Source organism: Nostoc sp. PCC 9305 (genome assembly GCF_963920915.1).
In the GTDB taxonomy this organism is placed as follows: Bacteria; Cyanobacteriota; Cyanobacteriia; order Cyanobacteriales; family Nostocaceae; genus Nostoc.
In genome coordinates this window covers 16,024-36,885 of sequence record NZ_CAWUDN010000080.1, presented here as the reverse complement: position 1 = coordinate 36,885, position 20,862 = coordinate 16,024, and the positions used below count along the sequence as shown (strand labels likewise).

General features: G+C 43.2%; 17 protein-coding genes and 1 pseudogene. 10 read left to right on the top strand and 8 right to left on the bottom strand.

Annotated features, from left to right (window positions below; all coding sequences use genetic code 11):
* Positions 1 to 266: 266 nt before the first annotated feature.
* Positions 267 to 803, bottom strand: a complete 537-nt coding sequence (locus ACM0OX_RS25265) for a pentapeptide repeat-containing protein (protein ID WP_414517646.1) — start codon at positions 801 to 803, stop codon at positions 267 to 269.
* Between the two features lie 534 nt (positions 804 to 1,337).
* Positions 1,338 to 2,732 carry a TldD/PmbA family protein gene (locus tag ACM0OX_RS25260; RefSeq protein WP_414517645.1) on the bottom strand — a complete coding sequence of 465 codons (1,395 nt, stop codon included), beginning with the start codon at positions 2,730 to 2,732 and terminating at the stop codon, positions 1,338 to 1,340.
* A gap of 458 nt (positions 2,733 to 3,190) precedes the next feature.
* Between ACM0OX_RS25260 and ACM0OX_RS25255 the strand changes: the two genes are divergently transcribed.
* Together ACM0OX_RS25255 and rpsU are read left to right on the top strand one after the other, a co-directional pair.
* Entirely contained in the window at positions 3,191 to 3,514 is a 324-nt protein-coding gene (locus ACM0OX_RS25255; protein ID WP_335199689.1) for an RNA-binding protein, read from the top strand.
* A gap of 119 nt (positions 3,515 to 3,633) precedes the next feature.
* Positions 3,634 to 3,825: a 30S ribosomal protein S21 gene (rpsU, locus tag ACM0OX_RS25250; RefSeq protein WP_069073774.1), complete on the top strand. Its 192-nt coding sequence runs from the start codon at positions 3,634 to 3,636 to the stop codon at positions 3,823 to 3,825.
* Between the two features lie 332 nt (positions 3,826 to 4,157).
* Here the strand turns inward: rpsU and ACM0OX_RS25245 are convergent, their stop codons facing one another.
* The 3 genes from ACM0OX_RS25245 to ACM0OX_RS25235 all read right to left on the bottom strand — a co-directional run bounded on the left by ACM0OX_RS25245 (position 4,158) and on the right by ACM0OX_RS25235 (position 9,431).
* Positions 4,158 to 5,093 (bottom strand): hypothetical protein, encoded by a 936-nt coding sequence (locus ACM0OX_RS25245; RefSeq protein ID WP_414517644.1) that lies wholly within the window; start codon positions 5,091 to 5,093, stop codon positions 4,158 to 4,160.
* A gap of 206 nt (positions 5,094 to 5,299) precedes the next feature.
* Positions 5,300 to 6,784 (bottom strand): galactose oxidase-like domain-containing protein, encoded by a 1,485-nt coding sequence (locus tag ACM0OX_RS25240; protein ID WP_414517643.1) that lies wholly within the window; start codon positions 6,782 to 6,784, stop codon positions 5,300 to 5,302.
* Between the two features lie 466 nt (positions 6,785 to 7,250).
* Positions 7,251 to 9,431 (bottom strand): amylo-alpha-1,6-glucosidase, encoded by a 2,181-nt coding sequence (locus ACM0OX_RS25235; RefSeq protein ID WP_414517642.1) that lies wholly within the window; start codon positions 9,429 to 9,431, stop codon positions 7,251 to 7,253.
* 131 nt (positions 9,432 to 9,562) lie between these two features.
* On the opposite strand from ACM0OX_RS25235, the gene ACM0OX_RS25230 reads away from it, so the two are divergent.
* Together ACM0OX_RS25230 and ACM0OX_RS25225 are read left to right on the top strand one after the other, a co-directional pair.
* Positions 9,563 to 10,174: a peroxiredoxin gene (locus ACM0OX_RS25230; protein WP_069068387.1), complete on the top strand. Its 612-nt coding sequence runs from the start codon at positions 9,563 to 9,565 to the stop codon at positions 10,172 to 10,174.
* A gap of 157 nt (positions 10,175 to 10,331) precedes the next feature.
* A complete protein-coding gene (locus tag ACM0OX_RS25225; protein ID WP_414517641.1) occupies positions 10,332 to 10,868 on the top strand; it encodes a peroxiredoxin family protein in 537 nt (178 codons plus the stop codon).
* Positions 10,869 to 11,010: 142 nt separating this feature from the next.
* Here the strand turns inward: ACM0OX_RS25225 and ACM0OX_RS25220 are convergent, their stop codons facing one another.
* The 3 genes from ACM0OX_RS25220 to ACM0OX_RS25210 form a co-directional block, all read right to left on the bottom strand.
* Entirely contained in the window at positions 11,011 to 12,585 is a 1,575-nt protein-coding gene (locus tag ACM0OX_RS25220; RefSeq protein WP_414517640.1) for a serine hydrolase, read from the bottom strand.
* A 174-nt stretch (positions 12,586 to 12,759) separates the two neighbouring features.
* The gene (locus tag ACM0OX_RS25215) at positions 12,760 to 13,500 is read right to left on the bottom strand and encodes an RNA methyltransferase (protein WP_414517639.1); all 741 of its coding nucleotides are present in this window, start codon (positions 13,498 to 13,500) and stop codon (positions 12,760 to 12,762) included.
* 178 nt (positions 13,501 to 13,678) lie between these two features.
* Positions 13,679 to 14,596, bottom strand: coding sequence for a LysR family transcriptional regulator (locus ACM0OX_RS25210; RefSeq protein ID WP_414517638.1), 918 nt, complete (start codon positions 14,594 to 14,596; stop codon positions 13,679 to 13,681).
* Between the two features lie 130 nt (positions 14,597 to 14,726).
* Here ACM0OX_RS25210 and ACM0OX_RS25205 point away from each other — a divergent pair, with 130 nt between their 5' ends.
* The 6 genes and pseudogenes from ACM0OX_RS25205 (at position 14,727) to ACM0OX_RS25180 (ending at position 20,722) form a co-directional block, all read left to right on the top strand.
* Complete coding sequence (locus ACM0OX_RS25205; RefSeq protein ID WP_414517637.1) at positions 14,727 to 15,605, top strand: NmrA/HSCARG family protein; 879 nt, start codon at positions 14,727 to 14,729, stop codon at positions 15,603 to 15,605.
* A 518-nt stretch (positions 15,606 to 16,123) separates the two neighbouring features.
* On the top strand, positions 16,124 to 17,074 hold the full coding sequence (locus ACM0OX_RS25200) for an ABC transporter ATP-binding protein (RefSeq protein ID WP_414517636.1): 951 nt from the start codon (positions 16,124 to 16,126) through the stop codon (positions 17,072 to 17,074).
* Entirely contained in the window at positions 17,071 to 17,889 is an 819-nt protein-coding gene (locus ACM0OX_RS25195; RefSeq protein ID WP_414517635.1) for an ABC transporter permease, read from the top strand. Before ACM0OX_RS25200 ends, ACM0OX_RS25195 begins: the two co-directional genes overlap by 4 nt.
* 95 nt (positions 17,890 to 17,984) lie before the next feature.
* Positions 17,985 to 18,785, top strand: coding sequence for an ABC transporter permease (locus ACM0OX_RS25190; protein ID WP_414517634.1), 801 nt, complete (start codon positions 17,985 to 17,987; stop codon positions 18,783 to 18,785).
* 236 nt (positions 18,786 to 19,021) lie between these two features.
* Positions 19,022 to 20,462 (top strand): annotated as a pseudogene (locus ACM0OX_RS25185) (penicillin acylase family protein).
* Positions 20,459 to 20,722, top strand: coding sequence for a penicillin acylase family protein (locus tag ACM0OX_RS25180; RefSeq protein ID WP_414517633.1), 264 nt, complete (start codon positions 20,459 to 20,461; stop codon positions 20,720 to 20,722). The pseudogene ACM0OX_RS25185 and the gene ACM0OX_RS25180 overlap by 4 nt, the downstream one beginning before the upstream one ends.
* The last annotated feature ends 140 nt before the right edge of the window (positions 20,723 to 20,862 follow it).

The following is a 20,862-nucleotide window of genomic DNA, read 5'->3' as shown; positions in this document are numbered from 1 at the left end:
TAATTCCTTTTGATTTGCGTTCTCTCATATCGCTTTTAGTCTAAACTCCAGTTTGTAGAGACGTTGCATTGCAACGTCTTTACATACCTAAAATCAATACCAAAAATCCTTAACTGAACCGTATTGCCTTATAGACTTTTATGCAATATTCCAAGTTCTCATCTCAATGGTATTGTCAGCTGCAACAAAGGCATTGTCAGTCAAAACAATGCCTTTGCAACTCTAAAAGAACTGGTGTGTAAACTGTAGCGCCTGTGCAGAGAAAATTAAGGGATGACATTCTCATCCAGAATAGTTCCTTCTATATTGGCTCCATCTAAATTGGCTCCGCTCAAATTTGTCTGGCTCAAATCTGCTTGAGTGAGATTTGCCTGGGATAAGTCGGCTACAGTTAAGTCTGCACCACTTAAATCTGCTCCATCTAGATTCGCCGCTATCAAGTTTGCTTCCTGCAAATCCGCCTCACTCAAGTTAGTTTCAATCAGTTTAGCAACCGTCAAATCAGCGTGACTCAAATTAGCTCCATCCAAATCTGCTCCATCCAAAATTGCTCCATCCAAAATCGCTCCGCTTAAGTTGCTACTACTGAGATCCGCATTGCTCAAATCTGCTCCATTTAAGTCTGCTTCAATCAAACTGGCGTGGGCTAAATTAGCGTGACTCAGATTAGCTCCATCTAAAATTGCTCGATCTAAAATTACGCCACTAAGATTGGCTTCCCTTAAGTTAGCCTCGCTCAAGTTGATACCAGTAAAGTCTCTGACACCTGCGGCATAGTTTTTCAGGAGTTGATCTGCTTTCATATCTGTCGCTGTGCTAAGGAACGTTTAACTAATTCGTAATTCGTAATTCGTAATTCGTAATTTTTGAGTGTAATTCCCCTTTACATATACGTGGCTTTATTTCAGTTTGGCTCTAAATAAGAGTCTGAAACACTCTTTATTACGAATTACGTTAGCGCAGCAATAGCGAGTCAGCAAGCGATCGATTACGAATAATTTTGGACTATCCAGACTAACTGTAAATCCCCAGCACGCGCCACGGAGGATTAGTGTGATGAATCAAACTAGAGTGGATATTGAATCAACTTTGTCTAAATTAGCTATTTTTAACTACTAGCGCTACTACCTGGAGTTATGAGTTAATTTCATACTTGGGAGGGATGTTGCTCACCTTAAAAATTTAAGGATTAACGTGAGTTTCCAACGGAGGCTCACGTTAAGCATTAGTGCAAAGCGATCGCTATACTCAATTGTGTTGTTCGTCTGGCAGAGGTTATGGCAAAACCAATTCCTATTCTTTTGCAGACTACGATTCTTACGACTGAAGCAGATAGGTCATGTTTCCCCACCAACCACTACATCTCGAATTCGGAGGCTAGGGCCACCACAACCCACTGACAAGCCATTTTGCCCTCCCTTACCACAACCGCCAGATTCATCCCAATAAAAATCATCACCAAGTGCCTCAATATCCGCTAAAGTTTGGAATACATTTCCCGAAAGCGTTACATCCCGGACAGGTTCAGCAATTTTGCCGTTCCTAATCATCCACGCTTCCCCAGCGCTAAAGGTAAACATTTCCCCATTCGTCATCCCACCCAACCAATTACGGGCATAAACTCCTTCTTTGATATCGGTAAATAAGTCTGCAACTGGTGTTTTACCCCGTTCAATCCAGGTATTTGTCATCCGCACAATGGGAGTAAAGTGATAGTTGAGACAACGGGCATTACCCGTAGGCGCTTCCTCCAATTTGCCAGCAGTTTCACGAGAATGTAAACGTCCCACTAAAACTCCATCTTTAATTAATTGAGTAGTAGTGGCAGGTGTGCCTTCATCGTCGTAAAAATAGCTACCGCGATGTCCCTCTGGAGCCGCACCATCAAAAATTTGCAGTTCTTCTGGGCCAAACCGCCGTCCGATGGTCATCACTTCTAACAGATCGGGGTTTTCGTAAGCCATATCAGCCTCAGAAAGATGTCCGAAGGCTTCGTGGACGAATAAACCCGTGAGAATTGGGTCAATGACTACAGTGTAAGTATTGCCTTTGACTGGTGGTAGAGATAAAGCGGCGATCGCTCTTTGAGCAGCACCTTGTACCTGTTCATCCAAACTAGTTAAATCTTCGTAAGCTTTGCGAGAACCAGTCGTTTCCCGTCCAGTTTGTACGGTTTCGCCATTTCTGGCGGTGGCGGCAAAACGCATTTCCATATCTACCCAAGATTGCTCGATCAAAGTACCTTCGGAAGTAGCAATGATGACTTTTTGGGCGCTGTCACCGTAACGCACCGAGGTAGTGGTAATTCGGCGATCGACGCTTTTAAGCAATTGGGCATAGCGATCGCACAATTGTTTTTTCTGCGAGAGTGGGATATTTCGGGGATCGGTACCTTTTAGGGGTAGAACGCATACTGCTTGCACCGGGTCAATGGGTGCAAGTAAAGTTTCTTCATCACCAACCATCCGCGCAGCCGCGATCGCTTCTTCTATGCGATCCTCGATTGTTGCCAGCTGGTTAAAGCAGCTCAACCCCCATCCACCTTTATGACAAGCGCGAATATGTCCGCCAATGGAGATGCCTTCACTGAGGGTTTCTACCTTGTCGCCACGCAACAAGATATCAGTCCCTTCTGCTTCTTCAAGGCGAATCATCAGATAATCTACACGCCCTGAGTAGCGAGCGATCAGGTCAGAAAGTAAATTTTGTGCGTCAGCAAGTGTAGTCGGCATTTCCAATTAGTAACAATGACGAACTGCATTTATTTTGCAATTATTTGGGGAATTTCTGCTAATCAATATTATGAGGAGACTGGGTACTGGAGAATGATGATACCATTTTAGATTTTAGATTTTGGATTGGGAATTGCCTTGCTGCGTCTGGCTTGGTGTGAATCCATCTGTCGCAATCATTTTTCAAATTGGTATGAGTGAGTGAAAAAACAGGCGAGAAATTGCATGTAAGTTTTTCCTCTGTGCCCCTTTACAATTCTGCCTCTTGTGCCCAATTTTCAACCCCCAATCTTGAGTTACGGTGGGTAAGAACTCAATGATGTGCTAAGATAATCAAGTGAGAATAAAATTCGGTTACATTCTTTGTTTTTAGTATTGACAGGCTTTTCCCTTTTGGTCTTAACAAGCTTGCCTCCGAAATCTAAATCTCTACACACCTATGATTTTGGAGATAATGCATGTCAATTTATGTAGGTAATCTATCCTACGAGGTCACACAAGATGACCTCAATTCTGTGTTTGCCGAACACGGTACTGTAAAGCGGGTTCAGTTACCTACTGACCGTGAAACAGGACGTCCACGCGGCTTTGCCTTTGTAGAGATGGGCACAGAAGCTGAAGAAACAGCTGCCATTGACGCTCTTGATGGAGCTGAATGGATGGGACGCGACCTCAAAGTCAATAAGGCTAAACCAAAAGAAGATAGAGGTGGTTCTTTTGGTGGTGGTGGCGATCGCCGCGGCAGTGGTGGTGGTGGTGGATACAATAGATCCCGCTACTAAGCTTTAAGATCAAAAATTAAGTTTTAACGTCTAAAGGGCAGAATCATTATCTGCCCTTTTTGCGCTCCGGTCTACTGGATGGCTTAATTGCCCAGTACCAATTAAGTAGGAGATGATAAATGACCCAAGTATTTGTGGGCGAAAATGAAGGAATTGAGTCAGCCTTACGTCGATTTAAGAGAGAAGTTTCCAAAGCGGGTATTTTTCCAGACATGAGAAAGAATCGTCACTTTGAAACGCCTTTGGAAAAACACAAGCGCAAAGAAGTCGCTCGACACAAACAACGCAAGAGAAATTTCCGTCGTAATTAACAATTAGCAATACCTTCGGTTAGTTATGCTAACACACTCTCATTAGATTCTTAGCTATCGAAAAGGCGATCTCTGTACTCCAAAGGAGAATCTAATGAGTAAGTTTTGAACATCGGCAACCTTTCCCGATCTAAGCTATTTATCAAAATTATTATAAATTTGTTTAAGTTACTCCTGTTCTGTATCAATCATAATTTTCAAAGGTAACTAATTAGAAAATAAGTCAAAAATATTCTTAATAATAAGCTGTACCAATCAATGCCAATAAAAAGCCCTCAAGCAAAGATGAGGGCTAGACAGTTTTTTTGCTAGAGATATCAGATCAATTCCTTCTAAGCACGAGTACGCGTAATCTGAGCAGTATCAAAGTCTTGTAGCCGAGTCATATTTCCACTGTTCTTATCAACAATAAACACAGCATTAGGTGTCTCATATCTCATCGCTCCAAAGGCTAGGAGTTGACCTGTTGTAGAGCAAACTAAGCTTTGTAAGCCATTATTCCATGCTTGACCATTAATTTTCAATTGTCCCAGTCTGATGGGCTTTTTTTGATTTGGATCTATCTGCACCAAAGTTGTATCACCATACGCACCAACTATAGAGGTATAAAGTATTCCATCTGGGCACTCAGCTAGATTGCTGACCCGCTCATCGTCCAGGAATTTAATCTTGCTAATAGAACTTACCTCTCCTGTTTGAAGGTTAATATCTACCAATCTGATCGGTGGTGTACCATTCTTCTTTCCTACTAGACCAATGAGTCGCCCATCATTAGTACCTAGCAAGCTCCCAAGCTGTTGATTTGGTTTAAGTCCTGAGACTATCAAAGTTTTTACAGGCGTACCCAAAAATGTAATGCGAGTAGGTGTCGGCTGTCTCCGACTAATCGCAACCGGAGTAATGGCTACAACAAGTGTGCCATCGCTTAAAGAAGTAAAACCACTCAATATCTCATTAGGCTCTAATAGAGGTGTACTTTTATCCGTAAGTACCTGAGCCTTACCTGTCATTAAGGATTGCAAAACTAGTCCTACAGGCTTAATATCTGTGCTTACACTGTTTAAGGCAGTGTTCTCTACTAATTCAGTAGTGTTTACCTCTGTAATAACCGTTTGGTCAGTATTAATGAGCGGGCTAGAACCTATACCGACAATATTTAAACTTGGTGTTTCTGCCAAGGCTTTCTTGGTTAGATAACCAAGCCCAGATACTACAGTTCCAGCAAGTGCCAACTGTCCAAACCGTCGACGTGATACCTTGTAATTCATATTTTCCTTCCTAGAATTGATGACTTTTATTAGGCAGCAGTGTGAACATAAACAGATAAGGCTAAGAGGTTGTTTGAAAAGTCCTCAAGCGTGTGTTTCACTAGCCTGGCTACCGAGAAACTGCTACGAGAGAATCGGAGTTTTAGAATTTAAGATCGCTCTCCTGAGTAGACTTGAGGCTCAAGCAAATCCTTTTCAAACATCCTCTAATATATTTGCGTCCAGGTTGCTACTGAGGGCGTTCCATTGTTGTCACTAATAAAAAGCATGTACCAGCCTGGGGGTGCGATGTTTCGATTGTTTATGACCGTGACCTTAACAGAAGTAGCGTTTCTAGAAATAATGGGTGCATCCACTAACCTTTGTTCTGTATCGCAGGAATGGGTAGTTGCCATTGGTCTAATCAGACTAACCCACTTAATATTTGCAGCTTGGGGTGTCTGAATCGTAAATTGCTGCCCGTAGGTAACAGTTTGAGGAGCGCTCTGAATAACTGGACGCGATCGCGACATATACGCAGGACTGTAGATTTCTAATCGCAGTTCATTGACCCTCCGTTGAGGGTTCCCCCCAGCTGCAACGACGCTACCATCTGGTAGCAGCAAGGCCACCGAGTGATATACGCGGGGGACAGTTTGTTTAGCTACTACTGTCCAGGTATTTGTAGCTGGATTGTAGATTTCTGCTGGCAGCATTGATTGTGTTGTGTCTTCATTCATTTTGCTACCATTGCAAACAAACACTGTGCGATCGGGTAATAAAACTGCGCTGTGATGCATCCGAGCATAGTTTAAAGGCTTTGCTGCGACGTAAGTTGGATTACTAGCTTTTAAATCGACAATATTTACCCTCTTTGTTGCTGTCTTACCACTACCCCCACCGAGAATCATCACCTTTTGATCTTGTGCAGGTGGTAAAAGAACACTGGCAGCTTGATCGCCAAAAGCTATGTCTTGCAGCCCTGTCACCACTGTTTCTGTAATGGATTGTGTAAATGTCTCTGGCAGGGTTAATATCCTTGGTGTCACTCCAGTGCCACCCATCTGGGCACCTGAATAAAAAATTTTCCCACTACTTAGTAGAAACAAATGTGCGTATGGCGGTAAGGCACTAGTTGTTGGAAAAGCTTTCCAACCATTTGGAAAGAAAGCAGAATAAATTTCTGGTTGTCTATTGAGCTTGCCATCTTTATCCGGCCCAGACACTGCTAAGACTCGACCGCTGCCTAGTGTTAACACAGTAGGATACCAGCGACCATTATTCATTGATAGGATCTTGACCCATTTCTCAGCAATAGGATCGAACATCAGAGCATAGGGTGAACCATAAAATGGGTCATAGCGCAAAGTTCCACCTGCAACCAGTAACAGACCATCAGGGCGGAAGGAGTGACCAGCGCAAAAAAGATCCATAGGTTGATTGTTACTATCTAATGGAGGCGCTTGACGGGAAAAGGTTCCCTTGTTTACATCCCAGACCACACTGTCATAGGGAGTATTTAACCGAGTTGAATCGTTACCTGAGCCACAGAAAAAGAATATCTTACCAGTACGAAGTAGAGCGGCATGTATAGGTAGGATTGGAGCACTGTAAGACAATACTTGCCATTTATCTGTAGTAGTAGCCTGAGCAATGAAAGTCCCTAAATCTGTTTCCTCTTGAAGGTTAGTCTTGTTATTAAGTTGAGTCATTTTATTTACAATTCTTCCTACGTGAACTTTATTTTTTGTCCTTTATTTTATTAATTGATTTCTCAATTTATATCTATACTTCTTTAGGCTTATTTAGCGTTAAGATCTGATATATTTTATAATAAGGTAATATAAAATAAGCTTTATTAATAGTAATTGCACTGTCAATCATCCATCCTATAGCAGTATCTAAATAAAGCCTTAAATACATTGCTGTTATCAATAATACTACATATCATTCATGAAATTTCATCATCACATATTTTCTCACAGAAGAAAATAAATATCTTTGGTTTTGCAGCCTCAATTTATGAAATCATCGAAAATCTCTAGTGACTTTTAGATAATTAGATAAATTAATAAAAAGCTTGTATAGTAAGGGTTTTGTAGATTCCAACTAGCAATATTAATTTGTGAATGGATATTAATCAAGAATAATTATTCCAGACCATCTGTATGCCTACAACTATTGAATGTGGCGGATTACTTCGGCAACTGACCAAGCTTGAGCGATCGCTCCTCTGGGTGTGTGAGGTGAATCGCCATCAAAAATCTCAGAAATAGAACCAAGACAAGCATCAAAGAAAAAGTGATCTAGCAAGGGTTGCCAATCAAAAGGCAGCGATTGTTGTGGATAAAAACGTTGCCAAGCCCGAATATATGGCCCAATTAGCCAAGTCCAAACAGTGCCTTGATGATAAGCGCGATCGCGTTGCTGTTGATTGCCCTCATATTTTCCTTTATATTCGGGATCTCCTGGATCGAGACTGCGAAGACCATAAGGTGTGAGCAAGCTGGTAGTTGCCAAATCTAATATCTGACACCCTTGCTGTTCGGGAAACCCACAATGGTGTAGCGACAGCGCCAAAACGGCATTCGGACGAATTTGAAAATTCCGGCGATCGTCCGGCTCAATAGTATCGTACAGATAACCTAGCTGAGGATTCCAAAATTTTTGCAGTGAGGTTTTTACGTGTTGTGCTTGGTTAGCATAACGCTGTGCTTGCTTAGTGAGACGCACTGGTGAGCCATATTCCATTTGGCTCAAGCGCTCTGCCCACTGACTCAGCCAACATAAAGCAGAATACCACAGCGCATTGATTTCCACCGACTTCCCGTAACGGGGTGTGACGGGGTGTGCCCCAATTACCACATCCATCCAAGTGAGAGCTACACCACTAGCATCCCAACTAACTAGCCCATCGGTAGCATCAACCTGGATATTGAAATGTGTACCACCGACAAATGCTTTATAGATTTGCTGTACTACAGGGAATTGCTCTGCCAAAAAATCCCAGTCTTGGCTAGCTTCTAAATAAAGTCCTAAAGTTTCAATCCACCATAATGCCGCATCAATACTGTTATAAATTGGTTCGCCATTGAGATCGGGAAATGCATTCGCAATCAAACCGTGGCGACAATAATGCCCAAAAGTTCGCAACACTCTTTTTGCTAGATCAAAGCGCTGTGGAACTAGTGCCAACCCCGGTAAAGCGATTAATGTATCGCGTCCCCAATCATTAAACCAATGATAACCAGCAATCACCGTGGGGCCTGCAACTGAGGCTCGATAGACGATAAACTGATCGCTTGCTTTGAGTAGTTGTTGCCAGATTGGGAATTGGGCATTGGAAATTGGACATGGGGTATGGGGCATTGAATATTCATAGTTATTCCCTCGCTCCCCTGCTCCCCTGCTCCTCTGCTCCTCTGCCCCCCTACCCCCCTGCCCCCATCCAAAAATTTGTGAAAGCCTTTCTTGCTCTGCCTCCACAGCTTCTGTGAAGGTTTTGACGGTGATAACACCTGGCACTGAGTCAGGAAAACCGACTCGTGCTTCTAAAGTTACCGTGTCTCCTGGTTGAAGTGTGACTATCAAGTAACCAGGACTGTGGAGGTCTTCCTTGTCGCCTAATCCCCGTTTTGTCTCCTCAGACAATCTATAATCCCAATACCAAACTGCATCTGGTTGATAATTTCCTTGTGTCCAGCGCAAGTGCCAAGGTATGCCGAAGCGCCCAGAATTGATTGCTTGCAGACAGACTTGTTGTTCCCCTAGCAATTGTGAAAACTGTAATTCTTGAGCAGTCTGCTGGTGGTGAAAGTCACGTTCTGCTATCAACAGTCGCAACCGTAAAATCGCTGTTTCAGTTCCCTCATAGCGATACTGGATTAAAATTCGATGGCAAAATTGGGCATTGGGTATAAGAGGCAGAGGGGCGGAGGGGCAGAGGGGCAAAGGGGAAAAACTTTCTGCAACTTCTCCCCTGCTCCCCTGCTCTCCTGCTCCCCCGCCCCCAGTCCCCACCAAACCATAGGGCATCACCAATTGCCTGGTTAATTGCCAGTTATCTTGACCCCAAGTCCATTTAGGAACTGGGTTAATATCAAAACGGCGTAGCTGTTCGTAGCCTGTTCGCTCAATCTGACCGTTACCCCAAACATTTGTCCCCAGTGCCACAACGCGCCCTAATATTTCCAAGCTAGCTTCTAGGTGCGAAAACAGCAGAGTCCTTCCAGAAGGCGGGTTTGTGGCGGCAAACAGCCAACCATGATAAGTGCGTGTACGGACATCAGAAACTGTACCACTGGCAAAACTTCCTAAGCCGTTGGTAAGCAACCATTCTCTTGTATCTAAATCAGGCATTTGCTACTCAAAATCGTTATGAGTATGATATAGTCGTAACAGATCGTAATTAAACTGTGAGAGCGTGGATGGGTAAATTTTACTTGACCCAAATTCCAACGCTACTAAACCGATAAAGGAGAATTAGGTTAATGTCCCTTACTTACGGAACCGAAGGAAGCCTCCGCGTTGGTCAACAAGCTCCCGATTTCACAGCAACGGCTGTGGTAGATCAGGAATTTAAGACAATCAAACTTTCCGATTATCGCGGTAAGTATGTCGTCCTGTTTTTCTACCCATTAGACTTTACCTTTGTTTGTCCTACTGAAATCACAGCATTTAGCGATCGCTACGAAGAATTCAAGAAAATCAACACTGAAGTCCTTGGGGCTTCCGTTGACAGTGAATTCTCTCACCTCGCTTGGATTCAAACAGATCGTAAGTCTGGTGGCGTCGGCGACCTGAATTATCCTCTAGTCTCCGACATCAAGAAAGAGATCAGCGCCGCTTACAACGTTCTTGACCCAGCAGCAGGCATTGCCTTGCGTGGTCTGTTCATCATCGATAAAGATGGTATCATACAGCACGCCACCATTAACAATCTAGCTTTTGGTCGTAGCGTTGATGAAACGCTGCGGACATTACAAGCAATTCAGTATGTTCAGTCTCACCCTGATGAAGTTTGCCCAGCTGGTTGGCAACCTGGTGACAAGACCATGAATCCTGACCCAGTGAAGTCTAAAGTCTACTTCTCTGCTGTCTAAATTTCGCTAGCTAAAAAACTCTAATCCAACCTTTTGGAGTTGAAAGCAAAATCAATGAGAACCACAGATAAACAGAGATACACATTAAACAATGTCAACCTCCGTAAATATCTGTGGTTTTTTATAAAATAGTATTTAAATAATCAAGGTTAAAAATATGTTAACTTCAACTAACTTTAGTGGCTTATTAAATGAGCGATTCTTCCGTAATTTTTTACCAGTTCCAGCTAGCAATCAACTCAGATTTGGAGTGGGAACACCAGACTTTCAATTGCCAGATATTACCAACGGAACTTTAGTAAAGTTGTCTGATTATAAAGGCAAACAACCAGTGTTACTCGCCTTTACTCGCATTTTTACCGAAAAGCAATATTGCCCTTTTTGTTTTCCTCACATCAAAGCTTTGAATGAAAACTACGAACAATTTAAAAATCGTGGTATAGAAGTTTTAATGATTACTAGTACCGATGAAAGGCAGAGTCAAATAGTTGTCAAAGATTTAGGCTTAAAAATGCCACTATTGAGCGATCCTAGTTGTCGAGTATTTCGTACATATCAAGCAGGACAAGCACTAGGAGCGCCTTTACCAGCACAGTTTGTATTAGATAAAGAAGGAAAACTGCGCTACTGGCATTTATTTTCTTTTTTGGATAGCAATGCTAGTGTTGAGACATTGTTAGAACAATTCAATTGACTATAAATATTCAAAGTAAATTGCATTTGGTGCTGAAAATTAGGAATTGGGAACTCTTAAGATTTGAATGGTAATTCAGACCCTAATCAAATCATCAAATCTTAATAGTTTCACTTGTTTGAAAAGTATTACGAATTACAAATTATCTTTGAGGATAATACTGAGGATTCGCAACCTGGGGCTGATAACCGTTTGTGGGTACTGTACTTCCCATACCGTTAGGTATAGGAGTGACAACCGGAGGCTGATAAATGCTCATGGGTGCAGTGCCTGTTGTACCGTTAGGTAAAGCAGGATTCGCAACCTGAGGCTGATAACCATTTGCGGGTACAGTGTTTGTAGTGGTGTTTGGTGTGACAGGATTTTGGCTAAACTCTTGGTAGGCTGCACGAGAAATTGAGCTAATCAATTTTTCGGCGCGGGGGTCGTTTGCTGGACGTTGTACCATTACAGAGGCTATGTAGCGCTTGCCAGTTGGAACAACAATTAAACCTGTATCTGCCAACATTGTGCCGATATCACCAGTTTTGTGGTATGCTCTTGCACCTGTCCCCAAACCTGATGGCAGCAAAGTGTCTCTTTGGGTGCGACGCAAGATATCAAGCATGAGATCGCGTGATGGCATACTGACTAAATTTCCTTGACTTACAATTGCCATCAAATTCCCTAGTTCTTTAGGGCTAGTAGTGTTTGTCCCTTGCAAATCTGGGAGTTGATTACGAATTGTTGTGGTTGTCAACCCCCAACTACGGAAACGCTGGTTTAAAGCGTCCATTCCTCCCAGTCGGGCAATCAGCATATTTGTCGCCGTGTTATCGCTGATTGTAATCATTTTAGTGACTACTTCCAAAGCGGCGTACTGAGTTCCTGGTGGTTTGTATTGCAGCTCTCCTGAACCGCCAGCTACCATATCCTGTTGCATGGTCAGCATATCATCTAGGCGAATCTTGCCCGCGTCCACATCCTGAAAAAAGGCAATCAAAATCGGCACTTTAATCGTGCTAGCCGCCGGAAAACTGGTAGAGGCATTGATATCTACATAATTACCAGTATCTAAATCTACTAAGAAAATTCCGGGTGTAAGATTTGGGTTGGTGGCCGCCAAATTTTGCACGGCATTTTTCAAAGAGGTAATTTCCTGAGATAGGTATAGACTCGAAGCTGCGGCTGGGGGAGTTTGGGTAGGTTGTGGCTGCGATCGCGCCACATTAGCAACATTATTATTAGATTGCGACGCCGAGTTCGTGCTGATACGATTGGCTGGGTCTAATACTGACAACGCCGTGCCCACAATTGCACCCATCCCCACACCCACAATCAACAAACGCAAAACATACAATATGGTTTTGGCCATTGGCTTTAACCGGGTTTTCCGCGATGAGCGTCTGCCTGTTTTTGGCTTTTCCATCCGCACTGTTTTTACCATCACAGCACCAGGTCGGAAGGGAGGAATTTTTCCCTTTACAGTAGATATTGGTTTTACTGCCGTCGGCATGACTAACCCCGATTTTACCCTACGTGTAGCGCCAGGGATTGGGGAAGAACTAATTTGATTTTTTGGGCGTGTTAGTGCCCCTTCTTGTCCATTTGGAATTTGCTGCTGACTGTTGGCTTTAACTCTCTTTTTTACCACTTTTTGAACTTTTTGTGGCTGCTGGCGGCGATTTAAGGGTTGACGCCGCGAGAAAGCTGTTAGTTCGCCACTTGATTCTGACACCGTTACTCCTTGTGACCCACTTGACTGTTTTCTTGCAGACTCTTGACCCCAAACTTAATCTTTAAGCAATATTAATACTCAAATTCCACTTTGCCACTAAGTAGCATTTTTGTGTTTAGTTTAAGCCATATTAATTATTTTGGGGGGATGATTGCGTATATATTAAACGAATAATTACAAGTTTTCACTATCCCTCTGGTTTTTCAGGGCCCATTCTACCTGCTGCAAAATTCCTCGCAGCATGGCCACCTCCCCAGTTTTCAAGTTAGCGCGATTATATAATTGGCGGAATTTTCCCATACGACTAGCTGCCGTATGGGGATATACATAACCAATTTTCAGTAATACTGATTCTAATTGCTGGTAGTATCCTTCCACAACATCCAAAGGTGCGAGTTCAGTTTGAGGTAAGGTTTGAATGTCAAGTTTTTGGGCAGATTGTGACAATTCATAACAACAAATTGCGACAGCAGTAGCCAAATTTAGGGCGACATAATCTTGACTTGTGGGAATGCCAACAAACCGCTGTGCATAATTTAATTCTTCATTGCTTAATCCCCGGTCTTCTCTGCCAAAAATCAGTGCTGTGGGTTTTTCTAGTTCCTCCAGTAACCAGGGTAGTGCAGTGCGGGGATTTTCTAAGGGTGTTTCCAAACTGCGAACGCGACCAGTGGTAGCGATCGCCCGTACACATCCATGCAATGCTTCTGGTAAGGTTGCCACTATTACCGCAGATTCTATAATTTCCTGAGCGTGAACAGCCATCATCAAAGCTTCCGTCGATAGCGGATCGCATTGGGGGTTCACTAATACTAAATTATATAGACCGAAATTTTTCATTACCCTGGCGATCGCGCCGATATTGATCGGCCCAGCTGGTTCTACCAACACAATTCTTAATCCAGCCAAGCCCATTTTTTGCCTCCTGCGATCGCACCAGATAATCCTTACAGGCTAATTTTCAGCGTCGTGTTTCTGCTGAAGAGTTTCCTTAAAATCATTTTAGCGGTGTAAGTGAATGCCTGCGTCAGGTCTGAAGAGTTCAGCGCCATCTCCGCCGTTGGGCTAGTCGTTCTTCCACTAGTTCGAGCTTTCAATCTACAACATCAACTCGCTTTAATGCACCCGTCAATTCTGTCATAAACTCAATAAAGACACGAACTTTAGCACAGAGATAGCGTTTTTGCGGGTACAACACGGAGATCGGCAATCCAACTTGGGTCGCGTAGGATTGAAGAATTGGTTGGAGGTCTCCACGCGCGATCGCTTTGGCTGCGATAAATTTGGGAAATTGAACTACGCCGGCTCCTTGAATGACCGCCTCTAAAATGACTTCTGAATTATCGAATCGCAGATAACTGTCAACAGAAAGGTCAATCGCTTTTCCATCTTGTTCAAACTTCCATTTAGGCTCTCGCCCAGTCTGTGGATAGATAAAATTGACACAGCGATGCTGCAAAAGTTCTGTGGGTGTTGTAGGCGTGCCATACTGGGCGAGATACTGCGGCGAGGCACAAGTGATGTAGCGTGCAGTTGCCAGATGGTGCATGATTAAACGGCTATCACTGCTCATTCCAATCCGCACTGTCGCGTCAATACCTTCCTCAATCAGATCGATGGTGCGATCGTTAAAAGAAACATTCAGATTTAGCTTTGGATATTGTGTGACAAATTGCAGCAGAGCCGGAGCGATATGTATTTTGCCAAACACAAAGCTCAGATCGAGCCGCAATGTTCCAAGCGGCATTGATTGCGATTGTTTGACTTCGAGTTCGGCTTCTTCCAAATCGTTGAGAATTTGCTGACAGCGTTGATAAAATCGGTTGCCATCTTCGGTTAGCGTCAAGCTGCGAGTTGTTCGCTGGAGCAAGCGCACCCCCAAGTCATCTTCCAAGCGCAATACGGCTCGACTCACGGCTGAAGGAGCCATACCTAACTGTCGTGCTGCTTCCGAAAAGCTGCCATATTGAGCGGAGCGGATAAAGATCGTCAGGCTTTTCAGCTTGTCCATTAACGCAAACGTATCTTTGAATTTTTTGCATAACTGTTTTGAATTTTAACTACTTTTTCTCTTTTGCTGTACAAGCTACTGTTTAGACAAGATAAATGTCAAATACACAAACAGCATTAAAAAAACAGATATGACACAGCAAACACCAGCAGAACGAATTATCTTAGTCACTGGAGCCACGGGCAATCAGGGCGGCGCAGTGGCGCGTCATCTTTTAAAGCGCGGTAACTTCAAGGTGCGTGCCTTTGTGCGCGATCCAAACAAGCCCGCCGCCCAAGCACTCCAACAAGCGGGGGCAGAACTCGTAACAGGAGACTTTAGCGATCGCGCTTCCGTTGATCGCGCTTTGGAAGGTGCTTATGGCGTTTTTTCGTTGCAGACCTTTCTTAAAGAAGGCGGATTAGAAGCCGAGATCCGAGATGGCAAAGCGATCGCAGATGCAGCTTCATCGGCAGGCATTCAGCATTTCGTCTACAGTTCAGTGGGAAGCGCAGAACGCAACACGGGCATTCCACATTTCGAGAGCAAGTTTCAAGTCGAAGAATACATTCGATCGCTTGGTTTGCCCTACACGATGATGCGTCCAGTTTTCTTTTTCTATAATTACAACACGATGCGTCCGATGATTGAGCAAGGAACGCTTCTCCAACCGCTCAGTCCTGAAACGAAATTACAACAACTTTCCGAAGAAGATTACGGGAAAATGGTCGCTTCTGTGTTCGAGCGTCCCGCAGAATTCTTGAATTGCCAAAAAGAAGTCGCAAGTGTAGATATGACTATGACAGAAATTGCTGCCGCATTCAGCCGCGTTCTGGGTAAAACTGTCAACTACCAACAAATTCCGTTTGAAGCATTTGAGCAGCAAGTCGGAGAGGAAGTAACCACGATGTATCGCTGGTTTGAGAACGTCGGCTACGGGGCGGATTTAGCGCAGTTGAAACGTGACTTTCCTTCCCCAAGCGACTTTGAATCCTATCTGCGCGACCACGACTGGACAAAATCAGATTAAAGCGCGTCTGATGTCAGGTCAAAAATGTGAATTGACAATTACAGCCCGATTAGAACTGGAACCTGCTAACTGGTTATAAGTTGGTATTTCAATCCTGACTGTTTGTCCAGATGTCACGATAGCTGAAGAAAGATATCAAGTATATTTACTTACGGGTACTTAAGAAGTTCCGCAACAGATTTTAATCATTAGCAATAGTACTTCATTTCTCCCTCTTCTTATGCTAATCCTACAATGCATTTGCCGAGGGAGTATTTCTTTGTATTGGAATGTAGATTGATACTTCTAGGGTGATTCTTGGTATGGGTATTGCATTGGCAATTTACTTATTATTAAATGATATATCTCGAAATTTTTCATTCCCCTAGCGATCGCTCCGACATTAGTCACCCCAGCTACCTCTACCAAGACAATTCTTAATCCGCCAAGCCCATTTTATTGCCCCCTTCCCCCTTCCCCCTGCCCCCTGCCCAAATATGTCTCACATTCTGGTCGAAAATCTCAGGAAGACTTTCTTTGTGTCTGAACGTTCCTCTGGGCTTTTCGGTTCAATACGAGGACTTGTGCAGCGAAAAACTAAAGAAGTTTATGCCCTCAAAGGAGTTTCGTTTTCCCTAGAACGGGGAGAACTTGTAGGATACATTGGCCCAAATGGAGCCGGTAAATCGACCACGATTAAAATTTTGAGCGGTATTCTCGTACCTTCCAGTGGAAAATGCCTAATTGGCGGACGAACCCCTTGGAAAGATCGAATCAAGCACGTTAATCGCATCGGTGTAGTGTTTGGTCAAAGAACACAACTCTGGTGGGATTTGCCAGTGATTGAGTCTTTCGATTTGCTGCGGGATATTTATCGCGTTCCCCAATCAGAGTATCGCCAGACACGCGAAGAAATGATTGATTTGCTTGGTCTTGCCAGCTTCCTCTCGACTCCGGTGAGACAGTTAAGCCTTGGCCAAAGGATGCGATGTGACTTTGCAGCCGCAATGCTTCACAGACCGGAAATTCTTTTTCTTGATGAACCCACCATCGGGCTTGATGCAGTTTCCAAGCTTGCAGTCAGAAAATTTATCAAAGCGCTGAATAAAACTCATCATGTAACCACCATCCTAACTACTCATGATATGGATGATATCGAAGCATTGTGCGATCGCATCATTATTATTGGTGGAGGTGAAATCCTTTGTGATGGAACTCTAGCAGCACTGCGTTCTCAAGTTTCTTCGCGTCGATACTTAAGAATCGACCTAGCAAACGATGATTTCTTCTTTGAAAAAGAAGGAGTCAGTATTATCTCTAAAGAAGGTCGTACCGTAACTCTGTCCTTCGATCCCACAAAGCTTTCTGCTGCATCTTTAATTAGCCAAGTTACCTCGCAACACGAAGTAGAGGATCTTTTTGTGGAAAATCCACCCATTGAAGAGATAGTTGCTGAACTTTATGCAATTTCAGCCGGAATTAGCCCATGAAAGCATATTGGTCACTGTTTGTTGCTAGATTTACACTGCTGTTGCAATACCGTGCTGCTGCTTTGGCTGGTGTTGGAACTCAGTTTTTCTGGGGGTTAGTGAAAATAATGGTTTTACAGGCATTCTTTACTCATACAACCTCTGCTCAACCGATGACTTTTCCAGAAACTGTAGGATATGTGTGGCTGGGACAGGTGTTTCTAATGGCGATTGTCCCTTGGGGAGGTGATAGAGATATTCAAGAACTCATCCGAACTGGTGCTGTAGGATACGATCTTCTCCGACCTACAGACCTTTATAATTTTTGGTTTACTCGCGCTTTGGCACTTCGCACAACGCCCCTGATACTTCGTAGCATTCCGCTTCTTGGTGTCACAATTTTGATTTTTCCCCTTTTAGGGCTTGATGAATGGTCGCTTTCTTTTCCACCCTCCTTTGCTTCTTTTGTTGCCTTTTTTATCTCTTTTATTGGCGCAATTTTACTTTCGTCTGCATTGACTATGCTTCTTACCGTATCAATGATGTGGACAATTTCGGGCGAGGGGATTAATAGTATTCTACCTACTCTTGTTAGTATCTTCTCTGGCATGATTGTTCCGTTGCCACTTTTCCCTGAGTGGAGCAAGCCTTTTTTGAATGCACTGCCTTTCTCAGGACTAATCGACAAACCTTTTCGTCTTTTTACTGGTAATCTTCAACCAAACGCCCTATTTAATATTTTGCTGCATCAAACTTTCTGGATAGTTGTCATTATTATCCTTGGGCGTGTCCTTGTGAAGTATGGTATCAGAAAGCTTGTAATTCAGGGAGGATAGGTAAATAATTCGTAATTCGTAATTCGTAATTCGTAATTTTTTAAGCAGAAAGATAGGTTAGGTAATTTATTTTAGATCAAAATTACAACGCGACTATGAATGATTTTGTACTTTATCTTCGATATATTTCTGTATCTTTCAAGTCGCAAATGCAGTACAAAGTTTCTTTCTGGCTGCAAGTCATAGGGCAGCTTTTAGTAACTGCTGTTGAATTTTTTGGAGTTTGGGCACTTTTTAGTCGTTTTAATAGTATTGGTACGTGGACTTTAAATGAAGTTGCTCTATTTTATGGAATAATTAATATTTCTTTTGCCTGTGCTGATGCCCTTGGAAAAGGGTTTGACTCATTTTCAACAATAATTAAAAGTGGAGACTTCGACCGTTTACTTGTTCGTCCACGCACCACAGCACTTCAACTTTTAGGTAAAGAGTTTACTTTGAAACGAATCGGAAGATTCTTTCAAGGAACTGTTGTCATGTGGTGGTCACTTTCATCTCTCCATATTTCTTTAACTTTTAAAACTTTATGGCTTTTGGGTACTTCATTTATTGGTGGGGTTGCGCTCTTTGTTGGCATTGTCATTATGCAAGCAACCATCACCTTCTGGACTATTGAATCTCTCGAAATTATGAATATCCTCACTTATGGAGGAGTTGAAACGGCTCAGTATCCTCTTGCAATTTATAGCAAGTGGTTTCAGCGATTCTTTACTTTTTTGATACCGCTTGCTTGTGTCAGTTATTTTCCTTTGCTTGCAGTACTTGAAAAAGAAGATGCTTTTTTAGTGCCTTTGTGGTTTTGTTATGTTTCGCCAATCGCAGGGATTATCTTTTTAATGGTTGCACTCCAGCTTTGGAAAATAGGAGAGCGATACTATTGTTCTACTGGCAGCTAATATAGCAGTCGCCAAAGGTGTTAGGACAAGTTTATTGAAACGCAAAGGGGCGCAGAGTTGAGCGCAAAGTAACGCAGAGTTTATTTCGGTCTTTTCGCTACGTGTACTAAGCCTCCTGTCCGTTGCTATGCAACAAAATTTTAGCTGTGTACTCAGGCGTATTTTAAATGAGCAAATAGCACTTTTCTAAAGATTCTGATTAAATACCTTGTAGTATTGCCTAATTTCACTAAACAATGCCACGAAAAGCTCACATGAAAAACTCCAGGAAAGGTTGGTTACGTAAAAGACTCAAAATTACTCTGATTTTCCTGTTAGTGCTAGGGCTATTGTTAGTGGGATTTGCTACTTACACTGTGCGCCAATCCTTTCCGCAAGAGAGTGGCACAATTCAAATACCTGAACTGAAAGCTAAAGTAAGCGTCCAGCGCGATAAATGGGGAATTCCCCATATTTATGCTGCCAACTCCCACGATTTATTTATGGTGCAAGGTTATATCCACGCCCAAGACCGCTTTTGGCAAATGGACTTCTGGCGACACATTGGTTCTGGGCGACTCTCAGAAATGTTTGGTTCTTCTCAAGTGGATACTGATAAATATCTGCGGACAATGGGTTGGGCGAGGGTGGCGCAGCAAGAAATTCAGGAAATTAATGCAGAGATGAAAGCATACTTGGAAGCATACGCCGATGGTGTCAATGCTTATCTGACAGAGCATCAAGGCAGCGCCCTGAGTTTAGAATACACTGTGCTAAAGTTCCTCAATCCTGGGTATCAGCCAGAACCTTGGCAAATACTGCATTCTCTAACTTGGGGTAAGGTAATGGCTTACGATTTGGGCAGAAATTTTCAGAGCGAAATTGAACGTGCTATTTTGCTCAAAACCCTTAACCCTAATCAAGTAGAGGAACTTTTTCCGCCATACCCTCAAGACTTGCCAGTTATTTTACCTGAGTTCCAGAAAAAAGAGGACACAGGGACACAGGGACAGGGGAACACGCAGAGTTATTTCCCCGCATCTTCTTCACTTCTCGACTCTCCAGATGTATTACCTGCTTTAGAGTCAATTACTAAGCCGATGATGGCTTTGGAACAACTTATAGGGCCCACGGGAATAGGTATTGGCTCGAATAACTGGGTGATATCTGGTCAGCGGACAGCTACAGGTAAGCCAATTTTGGCGAATGACCCGCACTTAGGTGTGCAAATTCCCTCTATTTGGTACGAGGTTGGTCTGCACTGTACACGAGAAAATCAACCCGAAAAATCCTAACCAGTATGAAGTCAATGGCAAATGGGTTGATATGCAACTCGTGCCAGAGACGATTCAAGTAGCCGGAAGTCAGCCGATTGTCCAAACGGTACGCTATACCCGACATGGGCCAATTCTCTCTGATGTTTCGCCCAATCTGAAGCAATTCAAGCCAAGTCAGCCGTTAAAAATACCGCAAGATTACGCCGTAGCTCTGCGCTGGACAGCCCTAGAACCTTCCAAACTAGGGTATGCCGTTCCCCAAATCAATCGCGCCCAAAACTGGCAAGAATTCCGCACTGCTGCCAGCAATTATGATGTCCCGGCTCAAAACTTGGTCTACGCTGACATTGATGGCAATATTGGCTACCAAATGCCTGGTAAATTCCCTATCCGCGCTCAGGGAGATGGGGCGAAACAGTGAATGCTAACCGTTGGAGAGCAAATAAATCCTTTGAAGTGACTGATATTCCTTCACTGCGGATGATTGTAGATTTAGGAAATTTAGATAACTCAGTAGCAATTCACACCCCTGGACAATCAGGACATGCTTTCCATAGCCATTACAACGATATGGTTGAACCTTGGCGCAAGATTGAATATCACCAGATGCTATGGAAATCAAAAAATGTTATAGAAAATACGACTGCCACACTGAGATTGATCCCAAAATTGGTAGAGTAAAAGACGACACAACTAAGCTAAACCACATCTAGTTTGCATAATCTGAAATTGTACATTTCTTGTGGGGTGGGCGTCTCGCCCGCCCAATATATGCAAGTTAAATATGGAACAGCTTATCTAATTTAAAATTGCCTTATTTA